This window comes from Oribacterium sp. Sow4_G1_1, from assembly GCF_052116105.1.
Classification (GTDB): Bacteria; Bacillota; Clostridia; order Lachnospirales; family Lachnospiraceae; genus Oribacterium.
Genome location: NZ_JBQKLS010000009.1, coordinates 55,062 through 77,328 on the forward strand (window position 1 = coordinate 55,062; position 22,267 = coordinate 77,328).

At 55.3% G+C, this 22,267-nt stretch carries 19 protein-coding genes; 1 reads left to right on the forward strand and 18 read right to left on the reverse strand.

Annotation, left to right across the window (positions count from 1 at the left end):
• Nucleotides 1–28: 28 nt before the first annotated feature.
• The 4 genes from ACTQ52_RS07170 to yiaK form a co-directional block, all read right to left on the reverse strand.
• On the reverse strand, nt 29–2,809 hold the full coding sequence (locus ACTQ52_RS07170; RefSeq protein WP_441982192.1) for a glycoside hydrolase family 3 protein: 2,781 nt from the start codon (nt 2,807–2,809) through the stop codon (nt 29–31).
• Entirely contained in the window at nt 2,806–3,804 is a 999-nt protein-coding gene (locus ACTQ52_RS07175; protein ID WP_410043475.1) for a helix-turn-helix transcriptional regulator, read from the reverse strand. The genes ACTQ52_RS07170 and ACTQ52_RS07175 overlap by 4 nt, the downstream gene beginning before the upstream one ends.
• Nucleotides 3,805–4,172: 368 nt before the next feature.
• Nucleotides 4,173–4,625, reverse strand: coding sequence for a YhcH/YjgK/YiaL family protein (locus tag ACTQ52_RS07180; RefSeq protein ID WP_410043474.1), 453 nt, complete (start codon nt 4,623–4,625; stop codon nt 4,173–4,175).
• Nucleotides 4,626–4,654: 29 nt separating this feature from the next.
• Nucleotides 4,655–5,740, reverse strand: a complete 1,086-nt coding sequence (yiaK, locus tag ACTQ52_RS07185; protein WP_441982193.1) for a 3-dehydro-L-gulonate 2-dehydrogenase — start codon at nt 5,738–5,740, stop codon at nt 4,655–4,657.
• Nucleotides 5,741–5,976: 236 nt separating this feature from the next.
• Between yiaK and ACTQ52_RS07190 the strand changes: the two genes are divergently transcribed.
• Nucleotides 5,977–6,687: a GntR family transcriptional regulator gene (locus ACTQ52_RS07190; protein ID WP_441982194.1), complete on the forward strand. Its 711-nt coding sequence runs from the start codon at nt 5,977–5,979 to the stop codon at nt 6,685–6,687.
• A 177-nt stretch (nt 6,688–6,864) separates the two neighbouring features.
• On the opposite strand, the gene ACTQ52_RS07195 is transcribed toward ACTQ52_RS07190, so the two are convergent.
• From ACTQ52_RS07195 to ACTQ52_RS07260, 14 genes are all read right to left on the reverse strand, one after another.
• On the reverse strand, nt 6,865–7,347 hold the full coding sequence (locus ACTQ52_RS07195; protein WP_441226615.1) for a YhcH/YjgK/YiaL family protein: 483 nt from the start codon (nt 7,345–7,347) through the stop codon (nt 6,865–6,867).
• A gap of 200 nt (nt 7,348–7,547) precedes the next feature.
• The gene (locus tag ACTQ52_RS07200) at nt 7,548–8,219 is read right to left on the reverse strand and encodes a cyclase family protein (protein WP_410044016.1); all 672 of its coding nucleotides are present in this window, start codon (nt 8,217–8,219) and stop codon (nt 7,548–7,550) included.
• 339 nt (nt 8,220–8,558) lie between these two features.
• Nucleotides 8,559–9,476 (reverse strand): ketopantoate reductase family protein, encoded by a 918-nt coding sequence (locus ACTQ52_RS07205; protein ID WP_410044012.1) that lies wholly within the window; start codon nt 9,474–9,476, stop codon nt 8,559–8,561.
• Between the two features lie 121 nt (nt 9,477–9,597).
• Nucleotides 9,598–10,059, reverse strand: a complete 462-nt coding sequence (locus ACTQ52_RS07210; RefSeq protein ID WP_410044011.1) for a threonine/serine exporter family protein — start codon at nt 10,057–10,059, stop codon at nt 9,598–9,600.
• Between the two features lie 2 nt (nt 10,060–10,061).
• Nucleotides 10,062–10,841, reverse strand: a complete 780-nt coding sequence (locus ACTQ52_RS07215) for a threonine/serine exporter family protein (RefSeq protein WP_410044010.1) — start codon at nt 10,839–10,841, stop codon at nt 10,062–10,064.
• A gap of 112 nt (nt 10,842–10,953) precedes the next feature.
• The gene (locus ACTQ52_RS07220) at nt 10,954–11,910 is read right to left on the reverse strand and encodes a DNA-directed RNA polymerase subunit alpha (protein WP_441226616.1); all 957 of its coding nucleotides are present in this window, start codon (nt 11,908–11,910) and stop codon (nt 10,954–10,956) included.
• A gap of 184 nt (nt 11,911–12,094) precedes the next feature.
• Nucleotides 12,095–12,946, reverse strand: a complete 852-nt coding sequence (locus ACTQ52_RS07225; protein WP_410044008.1) for a replication initiation protein — start codon at nt 12,944–12,946, stop codon at nt 12,095–12,097.
• A gap of 985 nt (nt 12,947–13,931) precedes the next feature.
• The gene (locus ACTQ52_RS07230; RefSeq protein ID WP_441982195.1) at nt 13,932–15,431 is read right to left on the reverse strand and encodes a hypothetical protein; all 1,500 of its coding nucleotides are present in this window, start codon (nt 15,429–15,431) and stop codon (nt 13,932–13,934) included.
• A 39-nt stretch (nt 15,432–15,470) separates the two neighbouring features.
• Nucleotides 15,471–15,863: a hypothetical protein gene (locus ACTQ52_RS07235; protein WP_441982196.1), complete on the reverse strand. Its 393-nt coding sequence runs from the start codon at nt 15,861–15,863 to the stop codon at nt 15,471–15,473.
• A gap of 264 nt (nt 15,864–16,127) precedes the next feature.
• Nucleotides 16,128–17,270: a sigma-70 family RNA polymerase sigma factor gene (locus ACTQ52_RS07240; protein WP_410044005.1), complete on the reverse strand. Its 1,143-nt coding sequence runs from the start codon at nt 17,268–17,270 to the stop codon at nt 16,128–16,130.
• 530 nt (nt 17,271–17,800) lie between these two features.
• On the reverse strand, nt 17,801–18,478 hold the full coding sequence (locus ACTQ52_RS07245) for an MBL fold metallo-hydrolase (protein ID WP_410044004.1): 678 nt from the start codon (nt 18,476–18,478) through the stop codon (nt 17,801–17,803).
• Between the two features lie 149 nt (nt 18,479–18,627).
• Nucleotides 18,628–19,155 carry a hypothetical protein gene (locus ACTQ52_RS07250; RefSeq protein WP_410044003.1) on the reverse strand — a complete coding sequence of 176 codons (528 nt, stop codon included), beginning with the start codon at nt 19,153–19,155 and terminating at the stop codon, nt 18,628–18,630.
• Nucleotides 19,156–19,320: 165 nt separating this feature from the next.
• The gene (locus tag ACTQ52_RS07255; protein WP_410044002.1) at nt 19,321–19,884 is read right to left on the reverse strand and encodes a hypothetical protein; all 564 of its coding nucleotides are present in this window, start codon (nt 19,882–19,884) and stop codon (nt 19,321–19,323) included.
• 157 nt (nt 19,885–20,041) lie between these two features.
• Nucleotides 20,042–22,201, reverse strand: a complete 2,160-nt coding sequence (locus ACTQ52_RS07260; protein ID WP_441982197.1) for an ATP-dependent helicase — start codon at nt 22,199–22,201, stop codon at nt 20,042–20,044.
• Nucleotides 22,202–22,267 lie beyond the last annotated feature (66 nt).

Below are 22,267 nucleotides of genomic sequence, written 5' to 3' on the forward strand. Positions count from 1 at the left end.
GTTCTGATCATAAAGCGTAATCCACACATCACGCGAAGCGTGCGTAGTAACTCGTCGCGTCCGCATATCCGTTCGTCCGGAGCACGATGTTCAGTACGCGCTCCGCACAGCTTCGGATGTCCACCTCGCTGAGCCGTCCCTCCGCATACGCCTGCTCGATATTCTCGAGGTCAGAGGTCGCACCTGGCATGATGAGGTCGTTGCCCGCCGCCACGCAGCCGGCTGCATCTGCTCCACCGAAGTCCAATGTTGTCGCCCAGTCGGTCATAATCACGCCCTGGAAGTGCCACTCCCGCCGCGCGATCTCCGTGCAGAGGTCGGCATTGTTCGCACTGTGCACCCCGTTGATCTCGTTGTAGCTCGTCATGATGCACATCGGCTGGCTCTCCTTGATCGCGATCTCGAAGCCGCGCAGGTAGATCTCACGCAGTGCCCGCTCGGACACGACGGCATCGACACCCATGCGGTTGTTCTCCTGATTATTGCAGGCGAAGTGCTTCACCGTCGTGCCGACACCTGGAAGCGTCTGCACGCCCTTCGTGATCGCCGCCGCCATCTTTCCACTGAGCAGCGGGTCCTCTGAATAGTACTCGAAGTTTCGTCCGTTCAGCGGATTCCGCTGGATATTCATGCCCGGTGCGAGCCACCAGGCGACATGGAACTCCTCCATCTCGATGCCCGTCGCGCGGCCCACCGCCCCGAGCAGCTCCTCATTCCAGGTCTGCGCGAGGTTCGTGCCCACCGGCCATGCCGTCGTGAACTGGTACCAGCGCTCATACTTCTCCGGCTCAGCCGGTTCCGACGCGAAGAAGCCGTTCTCGAAGTTCGCCTCGATGCCGGTGCTGAGCTTCTCGCCCGTCGCCCGCTCCACGAGATACGAGCGGCTCAGGCGCAGGCCCGCCGGCCCATCCGCCATCGAGATCCCCGGCACATGAAGGAGCTCCTCCAGGGAGCGGCTGGTCTCGCCCGCCGTTCCCGGCACCCGCTGCCCCGCGGAGCCGAGCGCCGACGCATGCATGTCGAACTCGCCCATCAGGAGCGGGATCAGGTCCTTCACCTCGAGCGCACTGGCGATTGCATGCGCCATCCGGTCGAGGTCATCCTGTGCATTTCGGAACACCGGCTCCTCGCCCGGCGCCCACACGGTCTCTCCGAGCGCCTGCGTCCAGCCCAGCTTCCCGCAGAGTCCCGCGATCCGCTTCCCCTGCTGCGCCGCCTGCTTCATCGTCGCCCAGGTATCGCTCCAGGCCTGCGTCTTCCGGCGGAGGCTCTCCACCGGCGCCGCGCACTCATGGAAGTCCGCGTCCTTCACCGGACAGATGTGCGGCACGATCTCCAGCACCTTCTCCTCCGCGACCTCGACCACGCCCGCGAGCTGCAGCCGGCTCTCCTCCGAGCTGCTGCCGACGAAGATCGCATAGCGACCGGCCTCGATCACCCACGCGCCATGCGCCGCATCGTAGTCCGTACGGAAGCTCGCGAGCGCGCGCCCGTCCACATGGAGGGTCATCGTCTCCTGCTCGCCCGGTGCGAGGAGCCGCGTCTTCCGGAAGGCCACGAGGCGCTTATATTCCTTCGCCTCGACCTTCGCCTGTGCCGACGCCTTCACGCCTGCGCCGCCATCTCCAGCATCTTCGGTCAATGTCTCCGCCGGTTCCCCAGATGCCGCTGCCTTCACGCCATCCTCACCGGAAATCACTGCCGGCTGCGGGCAGGCCGCATAGACCTGCACGACCTCCTTTCCGGCATACGGATTTCCGGTATTCTCGACGGTCACCGGGATGTACAGTCCATCCGCTGCGGCCCGCGGTGCCTCCGCCGTGAGGACGAACGAGGTGTAGCTCAGGCCATGACCGAAGTGATAGCGCGGCGTCACCCCGAAGGAATCGAAGTAACGATAGCCGACATAGATGCCCTCTTCATAGCGTGAACGCGCAAGCAACGCGTCCCGGTCGATCGTCTCCGCCGCGCCGTAAGCATTGTCCTCGTCGAGCTGCGCTCGGACATCACTGAACTCCATCGCACCCGGATAGTCCATATAGCGCTTCGCCCAGGTCGCGGTCAGCTTCGCCGACGGATTCACGAATCCGAGCAGGATGCGCGCACAGGCGTTACCACCCTCCTCACCGGCCTGCCCCATAAAAAGGATCGCCTTCACCTCCGGCATCGCCTCGAGCACCGTAAGATCGATCGGCGCACCGGCATTGATCACGATGACGATCTTCTCGACCAGGGTCGCGAGCACGCGGATATCCTCGAGCTCATGATCCGTGAGGTAGTAGTCGCCCTTCGCGAGGTGACGGTCGCTGCCCTCGCCGGCCACGCGGGAAATCACGTAGACCGCCGTCTTCGCATCCTGCACATCCGTGTCCTCGATCGGACGCCCCTCCGGCATCTCGAAGGCGTGGCTCGTATAGGTATCGAAGAAAAGCTGCCCGTCGGTGGTGCCGCCGCACTCGTCGAGGATCTGCCTCTTCCACGCCTGCCGCGCGAGCTCATAGCGCTCCTCATAATCCTCGATCCAGTCCTTGCTCGTCACCCGCACACGTGCGAGCGTGAAGCCGTCATAGATCGACACACTGTGCCGCACATTCACATCACCGGAGCCGGTTCCACCCTTGATCGTGAGCCCCGCACCTGCACCGAACAACGCCACCGGAATCCCGGTCGGAAGCGGCAGCACCCCGTCGTTTTTCAGAAGGACGATGCTCTCCTCGGCCGCCTCCCGCGCGAGGATGCGATGCCGCTGCTCCCGCTCGGAAATCTCCTCGGATGTCGTTCCAGTTCTCGTAAATTCATTTATTTTCATTTCGTTTCCTCCTGATATCTCGCGGCCATCTCCGCGATGTCTGTTCGCAGCTTCTCGCGAAGCTCCGCCGGCTCGAGCACCGTCACGTACTTGCCATACTGGAGCGCCCAGTACTCCATCGCCTCCAGATTACAGCGGAGGCGGACATCCATCATCCCGTCCTCGTACTGCTCGACGATCTGGAAGTCCTTTCCGAACCAGTCATAGAGCATATCCATACTGCGCTGACTCGTCCGAAGCAGCACCGTCACCGACTCGCCGGAGAACATATAGACATGCTCCGCCATGTGCTTCGGCAGGTCGAGGCCATGCTCCATGCCCTTCACTTCCCGCGCCGGCTTCCGCTCCTCGTCGAGGATCTTCATGTTCGTCATCTTATCGATGCGGAAGTGCGAGATCGTGTCATACTTATCATAGTTGCCGACGAGATAGAAGTTTCCGTTCGACATCACGATCTGATAGGGATTATAGATGTACGGCTCCTTCCGCCGCGGATGCATCCGCCGATCCGTCCCGTAGCTGTTGTAAATGAAGGAAAGCTTCTGCTTTCGTTCGATCGCCTCATCGATCAGGTCGAGGTTGATCATCGCCTGCTTGTTCTCCGTATGCTGGAGCGTCGTGATATTGGCGAGATGCGTGAAGCGCGGCTTGAAGTGTCGGCTGCTCTCATCGACCAGCTTGTCGATCAGCTGCTTCGCCTGTGCCTTCGTCAGAAATTTCGAGAAAACCACCGAGTTGATGAGCATCTGCAGCTCCGCATCATCGAAGGTCCGGGACATCAGCCGATAGCCCTTCTCCGTATCGATATCGAAGCCGTACTCGATGAGACAGTCGATGTTATTTCGGACCGAACGCCGGTCACACACCACCCCGTAGTTCTCCTTCAGAAGCTGCAGCACCCGCTGCTGCGTAAGTGCATGCTCCTCATCCGAATAATCCTTCAGGACCTCAAGTATCAGCAGATTCAGATTTTTCTTACCGCCACCGTCGTACATAGCCCTACCTCCCGAACAAAGAATCTCTTTTTATCCTATCATAAAAGCAGCGCCTGCACGACTGCGTTTCGCCATTTTCGCTCATTCGTTGTTACCGAGCAGAAGCCTCCGCACCATACGGCGCGGGGGCTTTTGCTTTATAGGATAGGAAAAAGTGTAGTTAGCGTGTTAATCATCCATGAGAGGGCCGCGCGAAGCGCGGAGAGGCTCGTGGATGCCCCCAGGCGGCGAGGCTGTTTTTTCGCAATAAGCGAAAAAATCAAGCGACGATGCCTGCGCCGAAGGCGCATTATCATGGCATCGTCTCTTTGCACTAATCCATGAGAGGGCCGCGCGAAGCGCGGCCCTCTCATGGATTAATGTTCAGATTAAACAGCGACCTTTACCACTACCTTGCGGACGAACTCTGGTCCTTCTGCAGTGCAGGTACGTGGCTTATGTGCATCCTCCGGTGCAACGACGATCATGTCGCCCGGAAGCAGCAGTACGGTACCGCTGAGTGCCGGCTCCTCATAGAACTTGAGATCATTCTCCGGATGATCCTCCTTCAGTACGAGACCATCGCGCTTGCAGTAGCCGAACTGCTCCTTGCCGGAGATCACATACTGGATGTCGAAAAATTTATCGTGGGTCTCGAAGAAGCCCTCATTTGCAGGGAAGCTGGTGTACTCCTGTACATTTGCAGTCACGCCCTCGCATACCGGATAGCTTCCGACCGCTGTGTGATCGAGGTCGGTCTCTGCCAGCCACTTATAGGCTGCCTGAAACTTCTCATCGAGGTAGTTATACTTGGTTGAAAGATTTAATGGTGAAAAAAACATAGTAAACTCCTTCTCACATTCAGATGTGATTACTTCTTCTCTTCTTCCTGCATGTTGTCGAGTACGCAGGCTGCGGAGATGTCCTTCGTTTCCATCTTACCGGCGGCGAGATCGAGACACTGCTGCCAGATCTGCTCATCGACCACGACGCCCTCACGGAGGTTACGCTCACGGGTCGCAGCGGTACGCTCACCAGGGCAGGTTACGTGACCACCCTCGTGATCCGGCTCCGTCGCATCTGCAGCGGCTACACGATCATCGAACTTCGCCTGGATCTCCTCTTCATCACCGAAGAGATACGGATCATATGCGATGAAGATCTGGCAGCAGCCGGTGCAGCTTCCACGACCCTCACGGTCCATATCCGCACCTGTCTTACCGTTCGCCATCGCAGCGGCTGCGAGGTCGAGGGCGATCGCCATACCGGTACCCTTCCAGTAACCGGTCGGAAGGATACGTCCGCTGACCTCGATCGCACCCGGATCGCTGGTCAGATTACCATCCTTATCGAAGCCGCCCGGATATGGAAGCTGCTTACCAGCGAGACGATATACGCCGAGCTTACCGTATGCATACTGGCTCATCGCCATATCGAGGACGATCGGGCCGCTCTTCCGCGGAATCGCGATACAGAACGGGTTATTACCGACGCCCGGCTTCTTCGAGCCCCACATCGGCATACAGCTCTCGGTGTTGGTCCAGCTGATACCGATGAAGCCGGCCTGTGCTGCCTGCCATGCATAGGAACCACCACGCATCCAGTGGGTCGTGTTCTTCAGTGCGACGCAGCCGATACCATGTACCTTTGCAAGCTCTACGGCACGATCCATGCAGAAGGTAGCATTCAGTGTACCGATGCCGAGGTGACCATCGTAGTTCTCGACTGCACCCTTCGCACCAACCAGCTCCGGCTTCGCCTTGATATCGACCCAGCCCTTCTGAACATACTCCGCAAAACGAGGTACACGATTGAGGCCGTGGCTCTCGATACCCTCGAGGCTGCTCTCGGTATGGATCTCTGCGCACTGCTCTGCCTGCGCCTCTGTTAAACCGAGGTTCAGAAATGCCTTCTTGACCGTTGCCTTCACCGTTTCTACAGGTACACGAATACTCATAATTAACTCTCCTTTTCTTAATCGTCAAGCTTTTCGCAATAATATATCAGTTGTTTTTCATTGGTGCTAGCATAGCACAGTTTACAGATGCATTTCAAGGCATATTTGACTGATTTTTCTATATTTATCTTCTTAATCACCAAATATTTTATGCGATTTTTGTATACATCATCTTGAAAAGCACCCGTTGCACTGATATATTAGTTATATTGAATCTCATGGAAGGAGTCCTGCACATGAACCTGATCATCCCATCTCCATATAAAAACGAAAACAACCGCGCCTACGCTTCCCGCGTATTGCGTTCGAATATCATGACGCTCCGGCTCAAGCCGGGGGAGTCGCTGAACGAGATCGAGCTCGCGCATGCGCTCAGGATGAGCCGTACACCGGTGCACGAAGCATTGACCACCCTGCAGAGCGAGTGGCTGGTCGACATTTTTCCGCAGCGCGGAACCCGGGTCAGCCGCATCGATCTGACACTCGTCAAGGAGGGCCACTCGACCCGCCTTCTGCTCGAGAGTGCACTGCTCCGGGATGTCGCCGGAAAGATCGACCGCAGTCAGATCCAGGAGCTGATGGAGTGCATGCGGAAGCAGAATGCCCTGATCAGCCACATCGAGGACTCAGTGGACGAGATCATCCAGCTAGACGACGAGTTTCATCGTATGATGTACTACTTCGGCGGCCGCTCTCACACCTGGCTCGCGATGCGCGGCCTCGTCTCCCACTACGATCGCCTCCGCTACCTCGATGTCTTCGAGGGCAGATGCGATTTCACCCGCGTCAACCGCCAGCACCGCGAGTTCTGTGACTATCTCCTGCTCGGCCTCCCGGATGATGTCTGCGCCGAGACGAAAATCAGCGAGCACCTGACCAGCTTCCGCGGCAATCTCATGGATACGATCGAGCGGCATCCGGATTACTTCACCGTCAGTGAAACATAAGACGCTCACTCCACCACTCCAAAGATCAGCTGCATTACGGCAGGAGCCCGGCCCACCACTTTATGGGGTCTGACCCCATAAACTGCGGTTTAGATTCTGTTTAGAAAAATTTAATGGGGTCAGACCCCCTTACGAAATTCTTAAGGTGATGACCGGATGCCCGCGACCCCCCTCCGCTCAGAGGCAGGTGTCGAAAGCCACCTTGATGACGATCTTCCGGATATGCGCCGGTGCGTCGACCTGGATGGCTGGTACGTGCACATCCCATGGGAAGAACATCGCGTAGCTGCCCGGCTGCATCTCGATGATGCCTTCACGGGCATGCGCGTTGTTCTTATAGAAGCAGATGTCACGCGGGGTATCGAGCAGATTCTCGTCGGTCTCACTATCGCCTAGGTCCGGATACCAGCCGATGCGCTCCGGACCGCCGGCTGCGAGGAACTGTACATCGACATACTTGCGATGGCACTCCGGACGCAGCTGCTCGCGTGGAGCGGTGTCCTGGTCGATGACCTGGAGGATCATCTTATCACCGTCAAGCTCGAACTTTCCCGGCTCGTGCGCCGCGAGGTCGTTCTCCTTCAGGAACTGCACGGCACGCTGTAACGCCGCCGGCAGAAAACGCAGATTTTCGTTTTCATGAATATTTCCGGATATCATGATGTTCTCCTTTTGTTAATATTACATAACCGTTCGTGTAGCGGGTCCCCGGCTTATAGTTCACCGGTCTCGGAGTACTGTGCCTCCGTTGACGCTCCTCCGGGTCCCCCATTCTGAATAAACCCATTTCACAAAAAGGCCTCCCGGAAGGGGAAGCCTTTTCGATTATCTTAGATTGTGATGCCTCATCGCACCCGCGATCAACGAGTGAAGCCCGGCATACCCTCGATCGCGTACACACGTGTCGGGCAGGAGTCGAGGCCGATGATGTTCATCGGAGCATAGCTGATGAAGAACGTATCCGTCTTCAGAAGCTCCAGGTTGCACAGAACCTCGAGGAAGGTAACGTTCTGCGCCATCAGAATATCATGGAACGGCTTTACGTTGCGAACATCGCCCTCGATCGCTACACCATCACCGAAGCCCACGCACTGTACCTTGTGATCTGCGAGCCACTGCGCCATGTCTGCACCTACCTGAAGACGATGGTCGGTCGGGCCGCCGGTCAGCTTCGTGAATGGCGGGATCTTGTGCGGGCTGTCGAGGATGACGGTGTCGCCCTCCTGGACCCAGCCACCGAGTGCCTTCTCGAGATCCTCAGCGGTGATCTGGTGATCCTCCGGAAGATCCAGTGTGCAGTAGATACCACGACCCATGAACTGATCGAGTGGAAGCTCTGCAACGCTCGGCCAGCTGCTGTCATGATGGTACGGACACTCACAGTGCGTACCGAGGTGGCTTCCGATATCTACATTCGTATGGAAATCAGGTACGACACCACCGGTGTTGAAACGCCATAAGTTGCAACGACGGCTCTCGGTGCTCGGATCGATGCACTTGCTCAGGTCGACGATATGAAGACCACCCTTCATGTACTCCTTTGGTGGAAGCTGATCTGCAGCGACGGTCTTCGGCTTTCCAGCCTCCCAGTCATAGGTTACGAACTCTTCGGACATAAAATATTCTCCTTACATAAATTTGTCGTTCTGCGCTGGCCGCCCTTCATCGAAACGCAGGTCCCGCGCTGAACAGAAACTTGATTTATCTCACGATGCACCCGAGGTGCATGATGATTCATATGATTTTATCTGCCGGTGTACACCTGCACTTCCGTGCCGCCCTCGATCCCTTCACGAGGGCAATGCTGCCATGAAAGTGCCGCCCTCCGTACATCTTCACGAGGACAATGCCTCCATCCGGCACCCGCCCGCTTATGCTCTCGGACGGTTCTCCATCGCATGGATGAGGCCCACCAGGAAGCGGTGGCTCGGGGTCGGTACGCCGGCCTTGACACCCGCGCGGACGATGCTACCGCTGATGGTATCCACCTCGCTGCGGCGGCCATCCCGAAGATCGGCATAGATGCTGGTGAGACCATTCGGGCTCTTATCGCATACCGCCTTGACCTCCGCGACCTTCTCATCATAATCGAAGTCCATGCCGAGCGCCGCTGCGACATCCACCGCCTCGCGGATCAGCTGACAGCAGAGCTTCCATGCATGCTCATCTGCGGAAATGAAGCCCAGCGGAACCTGCAGGGCACCCGTCAGCGCACTGGCAGAGACATTAGTAAACATCTTGTTCCAGATCATCTTCTGCACGCCGTCGGATACATCCGCATCGAGACCGCACGCCGTGAACGCATCTGCGAACTTCTGAAGCCGCTTGACATCACCGGTCACACAGCCCATGTGGGTCATACCGCTGCCACCATGCTTCGTCACACCGAAGCCGGCGACGCTTGCGTTATGCTGTGTCGTACCGATGATGATGTGCTCCTGCGGTACGAACTTCCCGAGCATATCCTCGTGGCCGCTTCCGTTCTGCAGGGTCATAAGATAGGTCTCCGGACCGATGATGCTACGGTTGTTATTCAGCGCGCTCTCGCTGAACATCGCCTTCACGAACACGACGATCAGATCGACCGGCGCCATCCCCTCGGTGGACAGCACCGCATGTGGATGATACACCTGAGACGTACCATCCGGCTCCTGCACCTCGAGGCCATCTGCATTGATCTTCTCTACGACCTGTGCGTTGACGTCGATAACCGTCACCTCGTTGTGCCGGCTCAGGTACGCACTGTACAGACCGCCCATGGCGCCTGCACCTAAAACTGCAATTTTCATATATCCTCTACTCCTTTCGGGTTTTCAAAATACTGTGGATACTACTGCTGACACAGCGTGACAGTCTCCTTTATTATAAGCGAAAATGCATCCAAACTCCACCGCAGATTATGAAGACAGCTCAGCGGTTTCTGCTCACTTTATAGGCCTTCCGAAGATTTGTCAGAAAGCCTGCCACGTAGGCAGCGATGATGATGCCGAGGGCGATCGCGCCCGCCTCGGCCAGCACGAGCTTCAGTGTCGCACCGAACTGTGCTGTATCTCCCTCGATCAGACTGTACATCGCATAGTAAAGACCGCCGCCCGGGAATTCCGGAATCAACATCGGTCCCAGCATCACAACCACTGGAGTCTTGATGATCCGCGCAAGGATCTCACTCCACGCCGCGATCGTCAGCCCAGAGGCCAGCATGCCGAAGGTTTTTCCGTAACCGGCGTACTGACAGACGATATAAGCTGCCCAGCCGATCGCGCTGCCGATCACGATAGAGATCAGCGCTTTTCGATTTCGTACACCAAATAAAATCGCGAAGGCGAGCGAGCTGATCGCCCCCATCAGCGTCTGTATGATATCTGCCTGCATCCCTAACCTCCTGCCAGAAGAACGATGGCAAATCCGAGGGCCACCGATACGGCCTTCAGAATCGCTTCACTCAGATTCAGCACACCACTGACGGTGTCTCCGTTGATCATGTCACGAAGAGAGTTCGTCAGCTGCATCCCTGGAATCACCAGCATGATGTTTCCGATCATGATTTTATCCGGGTGCACACCGATCCCGAGACGAACGAGAAGCAGCACCGCGATCGCCGTGACCGCACTGCAGATGGAGGTCTGGATCAGGCTGTTCATCTGAAGATGTGCACTCATACAGATCATCCCATACAGTACCATGCCGGAAAGAGCGGATGCGATGCCATCTGGAAAAGTTCCGCCGAGAAAAATCGAAAGCGAGAACGAAATGACCATATACATCAGAAGATCGAGCCACCACGGGCTGGTCTTTTCTTCCCGGACACGCCTGAGTTCGTCGCGGAACTCCTCCAGGGATATCTCACCATGGCAGAAGTGGCGGGACAGTGCATTGACCTCCTCGACCTTTCCGAGACCCGTGACACGGGCTTTTATACGACGACTTTCGGTCATCGTCGTCCCATCCGGAAGAAACGCTGTAGCGGCGATATACGAGGTGATCGTAAACACATCCACGCGCTCAAATCCACATGCCCGTCCGATGCGCTGGACGGTATCCTCCACGCGGCTGACCTCTGCGCCGTGGGTCAAGAGAAGCTCGCCCGCATTCAGCGCACTGCTGAGACAGCTGCTGAGCTCCGCTTTCTGCGCAGTTACCTGCTCTTCCATCATGCTTTCCTCCTTTCGTTTTTCTATAACAAAAATGGCTGCTTCCCGGAGGAAGCAACCATACAGTATGCTATTACTCTATATCGGTCTCACTTTTCAGGTCAACATCAGACGATTACTCTGCCTCTCTCGTCGCAAGAGAAAGTCCCAGAGAATCCATCTTTGCGAGGATCTCATCGATCGACTTGCGGCCCATGTTACGAACCTTGCTGAGGTCCTCCATGGTCTTCGCACGGAGATCACCGACGGTGTTGATGCCGGCTCTCTTTAAGCAGTTGTACGAACGAACGCTGAGCTCGAGCTCGTCGATGCTCATGTTATCGATATCACCTGCATCGGTCTCCGTCTCACTGCCACCCTCGGTATCGATGCTGGTCGACTGTGCAGTATCCATGTTTGCAAACAGCTGAAGGTGAGACTCGAAGATACGTGCGGAAAGGGATACGGCATCCTCCGGTGACATCGCACCGTTGGTCGTTACATCGAGGGTCAGCTTATCCTCCTGACCGCCTTCCAGCGGATCGATGGTCAGGTTGACCTTCGTCACCGGGCAGAAAATAGAGTCTACAGCGATCACACCGATCGGCAGATCACTGCGATCACGTGTATTGGCACCGTCATAGCCACGGCCCTTTACGATCTTGATCTCCATGTAGAGTCTGGTTTCCTTACCGGAAAGGGTAGCGATCACCTGATCCGGGTTGATGATCTCGACCTCGGAGCTTACCTTGATATCCGAACCACGTACGATCCCCTCACCGGCATAATCGATGTATGCCATGACTGGATCATCGCTGGTTGCGGTGTTTCTGATCGCAAGCTTTTTTAAATTAAGGATGATATCGCCGACATCCTCCTTCACACCAGGGATGGATGAGAACTCATGATAAACGCCGTCGATTTTCACCTCGCTGACTGCAGCACCCGGCATGGATGAAAGAAGAATACGTCTTAAAGAGTTACCGATGACGGTACCCTCACCCTTCGCAAGTGGTGAACATACGAAACGGCCAAACTTCTTATCATCTGAGAGCTGCTCGACTTCGAGAACCGGTTTGATATCTACTGCCATTACCCTACCTCTTTATATAAATCTATGAACGAATTGACAACAGCAGATCCTAGAAGCACCCATGCACATATCAAAGCACATAGTGATGCTATTTTTAGAATCAAGCTATTCTATTATAGCGTTAATTTTTTTCTTGTCCAGCTTTTTCACAGAATTTGTTAAAAAAGCGTGGTTCCGAGTGGAATCACGCTATATCTACCAGTGTGCCGGTGCTGTCGAAGTTCAGACTCAGCTGGCCGCGGAACTGCTGATTCCGCTTTTCGATCTTTCCGACCGTCTTGTTATAGGTCGCGAAGCGATCGAGTGTATCCTTGTTTTCGATGTATAAACGTATATATGTTATACGTTTGCCCTGCAGGCGGCCCTTGACGAGCTCACCCTTATCGGTGATGCAGTCGTAGGAGACGGTGATGTCGGTGTATTCATTGATCTCCTTAATCGCCGGGGCGAGCACACGTTGCTTGAAGTTTCCGAAAGCAGTATAGACATCCGCCATCAGATTCTCCCGGAGGGCATCGACCGAGATGTCAACCCAGCCCTTATAGGCATAAGACTTCGCAAGCTCATACAGGCGCGGGGAGTACTTACTGGTCATCGCGAGGATGTTATACAGCTCATATTCCGTGAAGTTGTTCTGGATTCCGAGAAGGTAGGTCTTGATACGGCTGTCGAGGATCAGGCTGATCGTGCCCTTGCGTTCGTTATACTCCGGTTCGTTAAACCAGCGGAGCTTGATAACACGGTTATCGAGGTTTACCCAGAAGGCCTTCTCATCGATGGAATCGATCATGTTTCGGAAATCACGGTATACGTTCTTCGGATCGATGCCACAGAGACGTGCGAAATCCAGGGCACGAATCTCATATTTTTTAAACTCTTCTTCGCCCGGCTTGATCATCGTGATCACGTAGTTCACAAGCTTCTGTTCGTTGGCGGTGAGATTATACTTCGCCTTCTGGATCAGTGCGTTATCCTTTACGACCAGATAGCTACGCTGATCGTCCATCTTCTCTTTCTGTGTTTTAAAAGCTGCCATACGTCTCCGTCTCCGCGCACGAGCCCCATGATAAGTACCGGCGTTATATGCCTGCGTGTGAAATTCAGCACACAATAGCATAACTACACGATTCTTACCCTTTAGGTCGGTGCAATGATATGTCAATATAGTAAAACGCTGCAGGGTAAAAATCAATGACCGTAATTTTGTTATAATTCAGACCTCGATTTGTCGTCCATAATGACCGTAATTATGTTATATCTCCTGCGGGTGGCGTTTCTGAACCTGCGATTCCCACCCACGCGCGCGCCTTGCTATTTGATTTTCGTTTAATTTTTTATTTTGCTTATTTAATATTTAATATATTTATATATATACAAGGGGTGAAAGCACAGAATTGCGTCGTTTTTTATCCACAAAGATAACATTTTGATGGTAAGGCATAACGAATTTACGGTGAGCTGTAACAGAAAGACGGCAGCTTCTAACAGATTTACGGTATGCGCCGAAGCGCCTGCGAGGGGGTTTTTCCAGCCGGATCCGGGGGCTGTGTTATCCCTTTTTCGCGCTGAAAGCCGGACTGAAAAGCGAAATTTCTACTGCAGGTCCGCCGTGGTCTGTTTCTTTTCAGACATTTTCCGGTAAAAAATCAGCAGTTTCACGATTTTCACGCGATTCTTTTGGCGTTTTTACCGTATAACAAAATTACGGTACCTGCTTCGCTTATAACGCGATGACGGTCGAAAGATAACAGATTTACGGTCGATACGCACGGTCCAGTTGTAGGCACTTTTCTACCGTAATTATGTTATAAGCGATGAAAAGATAACAAAAAGACGGTATGAATACAATCCATACCGTCTTTTTGTTATCTTTTATGACCGTAAATTTGTTATCTTTTCAGATCTGGCTGGTTCTGTCTCTGCATTCTCCGATATGCATCAGAACGTTCATCAGTACTTCAATGCTTCGAGTTGTGCTACGATGTCGTCTCTGTATTCTCCGATATGCATCAGCGTTTTCATCAGTACTTCAGTGCTTCGAGCTGTGCCCGGATGTCGTCGCATGGCTCGGATGTGAGAATCTCCTGCAGTGCGGCGCGCATCGCGTCTCCCGGCTCGTAGCCGTCCTTACACCAGCTTTCGAGGACGTTCAGAGCCATCTGTCGGTTGGCATTGACCGGGCAGCGGAGAGCGCTGATGACGAGGTCCTCGCCCTCTCCTGTGCTGTCAGCGAGGTTCTGTACGAGGTAGCTCAGCTGATGGTACGGGCGGTAGGCTTCGCCGATGCCCAGCTGGTCACGCGGACCGGAGGCCATCATCGCGAGTGGCAGGTGGCGGCGGTAGATGTCGAGCAGCTTCCGAAGTGTGTCATTGTCTTTCGGGAGGACATCGACGAGATCGGCGTAAGCATTGAACTCCGTGTCCATCGCGTGCAGCATCTCATCGGTGCACTGGATGCCCATGCGGCAGGCGGTACGGAAGCCCTGTCCCTTTGCGAGGAGCTCCTGGACGAAGCTGCGGATGTCGTCGGTATGCAGGATCTCCTCGGCACGCTCGTGGAGCTTACCGCTGCCCTGGAAGATGTTCTGATCGAGGTAATCGCGCACGCTCAGCACGGTGTTCAGCGTCTGCTCGCTCATGCGGCAGCGTCTCGCCTGGTGAAGATAGCCATCGAGGAGCTGTGTGCGGTCCGGCATGGCGGTGATGCCCTGCATGCTCGATTCATCGAGGAGACCGTCCAGGATGGCGCTGGCGAGCACGAAATCGTCGTCGTTAAAGGCCGGGTTCGTGAGGACGGTTGCGAGGTGGATCTTATCGGCCACGGTGCGCGCGGAGTAGGCGGCACCGATCGTGTTGTGCACGCCCTCATGGAAGAGCCAGTCCTTCACGCGGCCGCTCTTCGCCTCCAGATGCTCGACGGCGTGGATGCGGCCCCAGCCGTGCACCTGCTGTCCGAAGCGGAGGATCTCCTCTTCGGCGTCCTGCCAGGTCTCCGCGACATGAATCGCGAAGAGCGTGAATTCGTCGGAGAGCGCCAGTGTGCGGACCGCGTCCTTCACCGCGTCGTTGTCGTCGGTGTCGAGCATCGAGAACAGCACGAGGGCGAGCTTCACACACTCACAGCTTTCCGTCGTCACGAGGAGATTTGCGGCCAATGCAAACAGCCCGTCTGCATTGACCGCGTCCGTATGGTCGCTTGTCCACTGAAGAAGCGGGGCTTCGAGCGGAAGCATACGGTGGCCCGTGGACGGCGCGAAATACGCCTCGATGGCCGCCTGAATGCTCTCGGTGTCGCCCATGGAGGTCGAGCTTATGAGATCCGCGAGCGGCGTACAGTCGGCCTTCTCGGACGGGCCGTGGAACAGCGCGATGCCGTCCAGCGCACCATCGACGAGCTGCATGTCGGAGAGTGCGCTGTGGGAGCTGCTCGCCTCCGCCGGTGTGCAGCCCGGCAGCTTGAAATCCGCCGGCAGCGTGCCGGACGGCGTCAGATGATCACAGATATATTCGTAAATAGACATGATTTCCTTCCTTTAGCAATAGGAGACGATGCTCATGGATTAGTACCCAAAGTGTTCGCGCTGCGTGTCGGCGTCGAAGACCTTATGGTAGGCTTCGCTGCCCTGGTAGAGGATGCGGACGAGCGTCCACTCGACGGCCTTGATGGTGACGCGGTCGCCGACCTTCTTCTTACAGAACGGGTGGCTCGCGAGGTTCACACGGGTCGTGATCTCCTGCTTTCCGTCTGAGATGATGACGTAGTCGCCCGGCTGCGCACCTGTGCGGCCCTGGAGCTTCGTCTGGTAATAAGGCTTCGTGCTCGCTGCGCCACTGCTCTTTCGCGGGCTGCTGAAGCCGTTTGCGGAAGCGTTTCTGCCGTTCTTTCCCTGTCCGCGCTTCGCTGCTGCGCCTGACTTTTTCGGCTGACCGGAGCGTTTTCTGAAATCGTTCATATCGTACCTTTCTTTCTCTATATGCTGGTTCATGTTTTATGAGCCAATGTTTCCATCGCATACGCATATCGCCGCAGCGAATGCTATGCGTTCCCGTGATGGGTCCGCTGTTTCCATCGCATATCGCAGATCCGCAGGCCATCCGGCGGGTGCACGAGTGTATGCATTGGATACCGTAAATCTGTTATCTGTTTCGGGCGTTTGATCGCCTGGTGTGAAAAAACCGGCCTTTCTGCCATTATAACAGAAAGTCCGGTTCGTGAATCAGTTATTCTCCAGGAAGCCTTCCAGCTCGCGCTTGTACTTCGGATTCTGCAGCTTACGAAGTGCCTTGTTCTCGATCTGACGGATACGCTCACGTGTGACATGGTACATGGTACCGATCTCCTCGAGGGTACGCTCACGTCCATCGACGAGACCGTAACGCATCTCCAGGACCTCACGCTCACGCTCCGAAAGGTTACAGAGGATCTTCTCGACCTGTTCCTTCATCATCACGTTCGTCACGTTCTGCTCCGGGGAGATGATCTTCTCGTCGGCGATGAAGGAGCCGAGATCAGAATCCTCATCCTCACCGACCTTACTGTCGAGGGAAGCAGGACCGGCATCGTAGTTGACGACCTCCTGTACACGCTCCTCCGGGATGTTCAGGTACTCGGCGATGTCGGCAGTGGTCGGCTCGTGACCGAGGGTCAGCGCCAGCTGACGGGAGGTCTTCTTGATCTTATTGATGAGCTCAACCATATGTACCGGCACACGGATGGTTCTCGACTGATCGGCGAGCGCACGCGCGATCGCCTGACGGATCCACCAGGTCGCATAGGTGGAAAGCTTGAAGCCACGCTCCGGCTCGAACTTCTCGACACCACGCATGAGACCCATGTTGCCCTCCTGGATGAGATCCAGGAAGCTCATGCCACGTCCGGTGAAGCGCTTCGCGATGGAAACAACCAGACGGAGGTTGCACTCGATGAGGCGCTGACGCGCATACAGGTCGCCGTTCTTGCAGCGATTCGCGAGGTCGAGCTCCTCCTCCGGTGTCAGCAGCGGGTAGCTTCCGATTTCCTTCAGATAGATACGAACCGGATCATCAGCGGATACATTCTCGAGGTTTGCGAGTGCTTCCATATCGAGGGTTCGTGCTTCGCGGTCCTCATCGGAAAGCTCCTCTTCCTCGAGGTCCTCATCGCTCACATCTTCGTCCTCGTCGACGGCCACCTGCGTCAGCTCATCGGAAAGCTCCAGCTCGTTCTCCATGTCTGCTTCGTTTTCGAGCTCGTCGCTGTATGCATCCTCCAGCAGCTGTTCCGTCTCCTGCTTAATCACCGTACTGGAGCCATCGCGTCCATTGATTTTGATGATGAGATTCTTGTTACCTTTTGTGTTCTGTGTATTAATTTTAGCCATTGAATAACCTGAAACGATAAAGACGACCTGAGTCGTGTGAATTATATTGCTACAGATCATCTGCAGCGCAGATGAACATGCTGATATTTTTAGACAGCCTTGCTATTTTATGAGGAAAGAGAAATCTTTACAAGACAGTTTGGAAGAAAGAGCATAAAAATTATTTTATATATATGATAACATTTTTTATGCCCAAATTTTCGAAGGTGTTGTGCAGCGCATCTCAGCTTTTTTTCAAGAAGCTTCGATTAAGCTGGGCAGAGACGCTTCGCGTCTTGCCCACCGAAAAGCAACAGAGCCCAAATCGTCCATAAATGGCCATTTGGGCTCTGTTGCTTTTCGGTGCTGCACAAAATAAAATAAAAAATCCCGGGAAGCAACCGGGATTAATTATAAAGGATTTAGTTTTAAAAAAGGATTGTGCCTGATGTCTTTCTCAAGCATCTTTATCATAACGGAATCTGTTCCGAAGTGCTTGAAGAAAAGCGAAATGTCTCATTATGAAATTCTTAAGATGATTCTTAACTTTTTTACGCGTAGCGCTCCATACGGATCTCGACATGCACCATCGGTGCGGATTTTCCGACGGCCTGACGGAAGACCTCCTCGTCCTCCGGCTCTCCGGCGACGGAGCCGTAGTGTGTCGGGATGACCAGCTGCGGGCGCAGGATGACGGCCAGTGTCGCCGCTTCATGTGCGTTCATGGTATAGGTACCGCCGATCGGAAGCAGCGCGACATCGCAGCGTACCGCCTCGGCTTCCGGCGTGATGTCGGTATCGCCGGCGATATAGATGCGACGTGTACCATCATCGAGCAGATAGCCGATCCACTGCTGTGCCGCCGGGTGGAAGCGCTTCTCCGGATTATAGGCCGGGATAGCGGTGATCTTTATGCCACGGAAATCCAGGCTCTCGTTCCATGCGAGAAAATGCTCCTGTGCATCGTCGATACCGGAATCCCCGGTCTCCCCGCGCATCGAGGCCGGGTAGATCGCTTCACTGCCACTCTTCCGTACCTTCGCGATATCCTCGACCGAATAGTGGTCATAGTGCGCATGCGTTACGAGGATGAGATCGGCATCGGCTGTGGTTTCCACGAGGTGAAACGGGTCACAGTAGATCACGACATCCTCATGATGCTCGTCCTTCAGCACGAGCCGGATCGCGGCATGGGTTAACACACGAATGTCTTCACGTAACTGCTTCATACATACTCCTTCCCGGATGGTAATAGCACCATCCATCCTGGAACGCCCCTTTATATTCTGTTTTTCTATCCCCTTTGTCTGCTTCTGTGAAGCGCCATAAACAGAAGCAGACTCGATACGTGCCCGGCACGCATTGATTTACTTCTATTTTATGCGTTTTCGCGCAGTGTCGCAAGTAAAAGCAGGCTCGAAACGTGCACCGCGCGGATGCCGGCGAGCTGCAGCTTATCGAGGACGCCTGCGCTGTCATCGATGAACAGATGCGGTGTCTCGAGTCCCTGATGGTTCTTTTCCAGCGCTTCCCGCACAGCCTCCGCCTTCACATCGCTCCGTGTAAACAGGATATGGTCCTCCGGGAACAGGCCAGGATAGCAGCGCTTGAGAAACGCGAGCTTCTGCTGGTCCTGCGCCTCGGTGCCGGACTGACTCACCACATAGTTCAGCGTCGGCGTCGTATACTGCTCGATGTACTCTTTTATAAAGACCGGCGCAGCTGCGTACTGATAGAGGTCATGGGTTTCCATGAAGGCATCGAACGCCTCGTCGCGTACCGCGTTGATACCATCTGCTCCATAGGCATACACCGACAGCACCCCGTCGATATCGAAAAAACGAACCAGATCCCGCTGCTTCAGAAGCGCGGTGTCAAGGCCCAGCTGATAATCTGGATTAAACATGCGTACTCTCTCCATTCTGATAAGAGCAAGCCCGGAATCAGCGATTTTCCGGGCTTGCAAAACATACCGTTATTTTGTTATATGTCCGCAGCGACCCATCTGGATCCGCCGCATCCTCGCACCCAGGGCGCGGATAAACGAGCTGCTCGACGAACGCCGGACAGATCAGTCCTTCGGCTCTCGTGCAGCGTCGATCTCCTCCTCCGTCATATGGTCGAGCATCGCATAATCCATATTAAAGGTAAGAAAATCGTCGTAGTCATACATATCCTCGAAGCTGGCGAGCCGGACATCCGGGTCCATCTCATCCTTCTCCTCGTCGGTGAGGTACTCGTTTTTCAGTACATTTATAACATATTGACGGGCTTCCTGCGGCATCGGACGCGCCGGACTCAGTCCCTTATCCTCGCAGTTATGGATGTAGCTGTGGATCGCCGCGTGGAGCGCATACTCCTCGTAGATGTTCGGGATGAACGGATCCTTCGACTTCACACCCTTCAGCAGATTCAGAAACGCCGTTGCGCCATCCTCTCGATCATAGTGATCCGGGAAGTAGAAGTGGATGTTCTCCTGGTATTCCTCATCGTCCGGTCGCACCTTGAGATAGCTTTGGCCCGCCGCCCACTCGATATCGTTGATCAGAAGGGACATCACCCGATCGTTGATGAAGTCACGGATGTAGGCATCCGCCTGCGGATCCCTCGTAAATGCTGTATTGATCTGGAGCATGGATTTTCCTCCTGTAGATAGAATTACTCTAGTATAGCATATCTTGATTTCGAAGCACAGCTTAGGAAGGGGACCGGAGGGGCGGCAAACGGAGTACTGTGCTTCGTTTGCCGCCTCTCCGGATCCCCTGCCTTGACTTATAACAAATTTACGGCACTCACTCTTCCACCTTCTCCATCTTCACGCGGAGACTCAGCCGGCGCTCCGTCGGGAGGTCGTCGAAGCGGATCGTGTAGGCCGACTGGTCGAGGTCCACCTCCTGGATCGTACCGAGTCCGAAGGCGCGGTGTCGTATGCGGTCGCCAATGTGAAAGACCGCGGCATCGTCACTGCGCCGGAAGTGGCTGTCGACCAGCTGGATATAGCTCTCCGCCTCCTTCAGAAGCCCTGCCTTCGGTGCCTCGGTGAAGTGCAGGAGGTCCCGGTCGATGTCCAGGATGAAGCGCGACGGATAGCGCGGCGAACCATCGAAATTCCGGCCGGCAGCTTCGGAGAGATAGAGTCCCTTTTCGGCACGTGTGATCGCGACGAACGCGAGGCGCCGCTCCTCTTCCATGCCTTCGAGGGTGTTCACCTTCTTCGACGGGAAGATACCCTCACTCATGCTGCAGAGAAAGACGTATGGAAACTCCAGGCCCTTCGCGGTATGGACCGTCATGAGCTTCACGCGGTCGTGGCTGTCCGCGATATCCATATTGCTGAGCATCGCGACGCTCTTCAGGTACGCTTCGAGATCCGTCTCCTCGCCGGCGCTCGTCTCGAAGGAGAACACCGCCTGCTTGAGCTCCGCGAGATTATCGAGACGGTCCTGCGCGCCCTCCGTGCGCAGCAGCTTCTCGTAGCCGGACTCATGCAGGATGCTCGTCAGCACCTCGGAGATCGTCCGCTCTGCATAGATCGTCGCATATTTCTCGATGAGTGCGACAAATTCCCGCGCCTTCGTGCCCCGGAAGATCTCATGCTCCAGGTTCTTCACGAGGGCGTCATACAGTGTGCCTCCGTGGTGCTCCGTGTACTCCTCGAGGAACTTCATACGGCGCACACCGAGATTCCGCTTCGGGACATTCGCGATGCGTCGGAAGCTGAGATCATCCTTATAGACGATCATGCGCAGATAGCACAGTGCGTCCTTGATCTCCATGCGCCCGAAAAACTGCACACCGGAGTAGATCGTGTACGGAATCTTCGATCGAAGAAGCACCTCCTCGATCGTCCGCGTGACATAGTGCGCCCGGTACATGACCGTCATTTCGTTATAAGCGACGCCCATCTGATGCAGGGTTTCGATGTTTTTCACCATCCACTCGGCTTCCTTCGTGCTGTCCTCTGCGAGATGACAGACGACCGGTACGCCATCGGGAAGCATCGGGAGCAGCTCCTTCTCGATCCGCTTCCTGTTCTTCCGGATCAGAGCATTGGCCACCCGGAGGATCTGCGGCGTCGAACGGTAATTCTCCATCATCATGATCGTCTGCGTGCCCGGATGATGCTGATCAAAGTCCAGCAGGTACTTCACGTTCGCACCGCGCCAGGTGTAGATGGTCTGGTCCGGATCGCCCACGATGAAGAGGTTATGGTGGTAGGCGCACAGCACCTCCATGAGCCGGTACTGCAGCGGATCGATGTCCTGGAACTCGTCGATCTGGATGTACATGAGACGCTTCTGCCACTTCTCCGCGATGTCCGGATGCTCCTGGAAGATGTAGAGACTCAGGATGATGAGATCGTTGTAGTCGACCGCAAAGGTTTTCCGCTCCTGGTAGAGATAACCGTAAAAGAGGATGTCATTCACCTCGGTCGCCTGGAGATACTTCTCATGCAGCTCATCGATCGGGAGCGCGATCATGTCGAGGAAGTAGCCCGGCTCCGTGAGACACTTCCGCATCTCAAACATATCCCGTGCGCTCGCGAAGGTCTTATCCCGGAGCGTGAGCCCCCGCTCCTCATAGATGATCTTCAGCATCTCATCGATGTCGCTGTTATCGAGCACCATGAAGCTCTTCGGATAGCCGATCGCATGGCTGTCCTCCTGCAGGATGTTCACACAGAAACCATGGAAGGTGCTGATATAGCCCGTATCATTATCGCCCGTCAGCTGATGGATCCGCTGCCGCATCTCGTTGGCCGCCTTGTTCGTGAAGGTCACACAGAGGATGTTTCCCGGCAGCACCCCGAGCTCCGTCACGAGATACGCGAAACGATGCGTCAGCGCCCGCGTCTTCCCGGATCCCGCCCCCGCGATCACACGCACGAAGCCCTCCGTCGACGTCACCGCCTCCAGCTGCGCTTTATTTAGTCCTTCCAGAATCTCTTCCATTTCTCGCTCCGTTTTCGCATAATAGTTCAGTTAATAAAAATATAATAGCACAGACGTTTGTTGAAT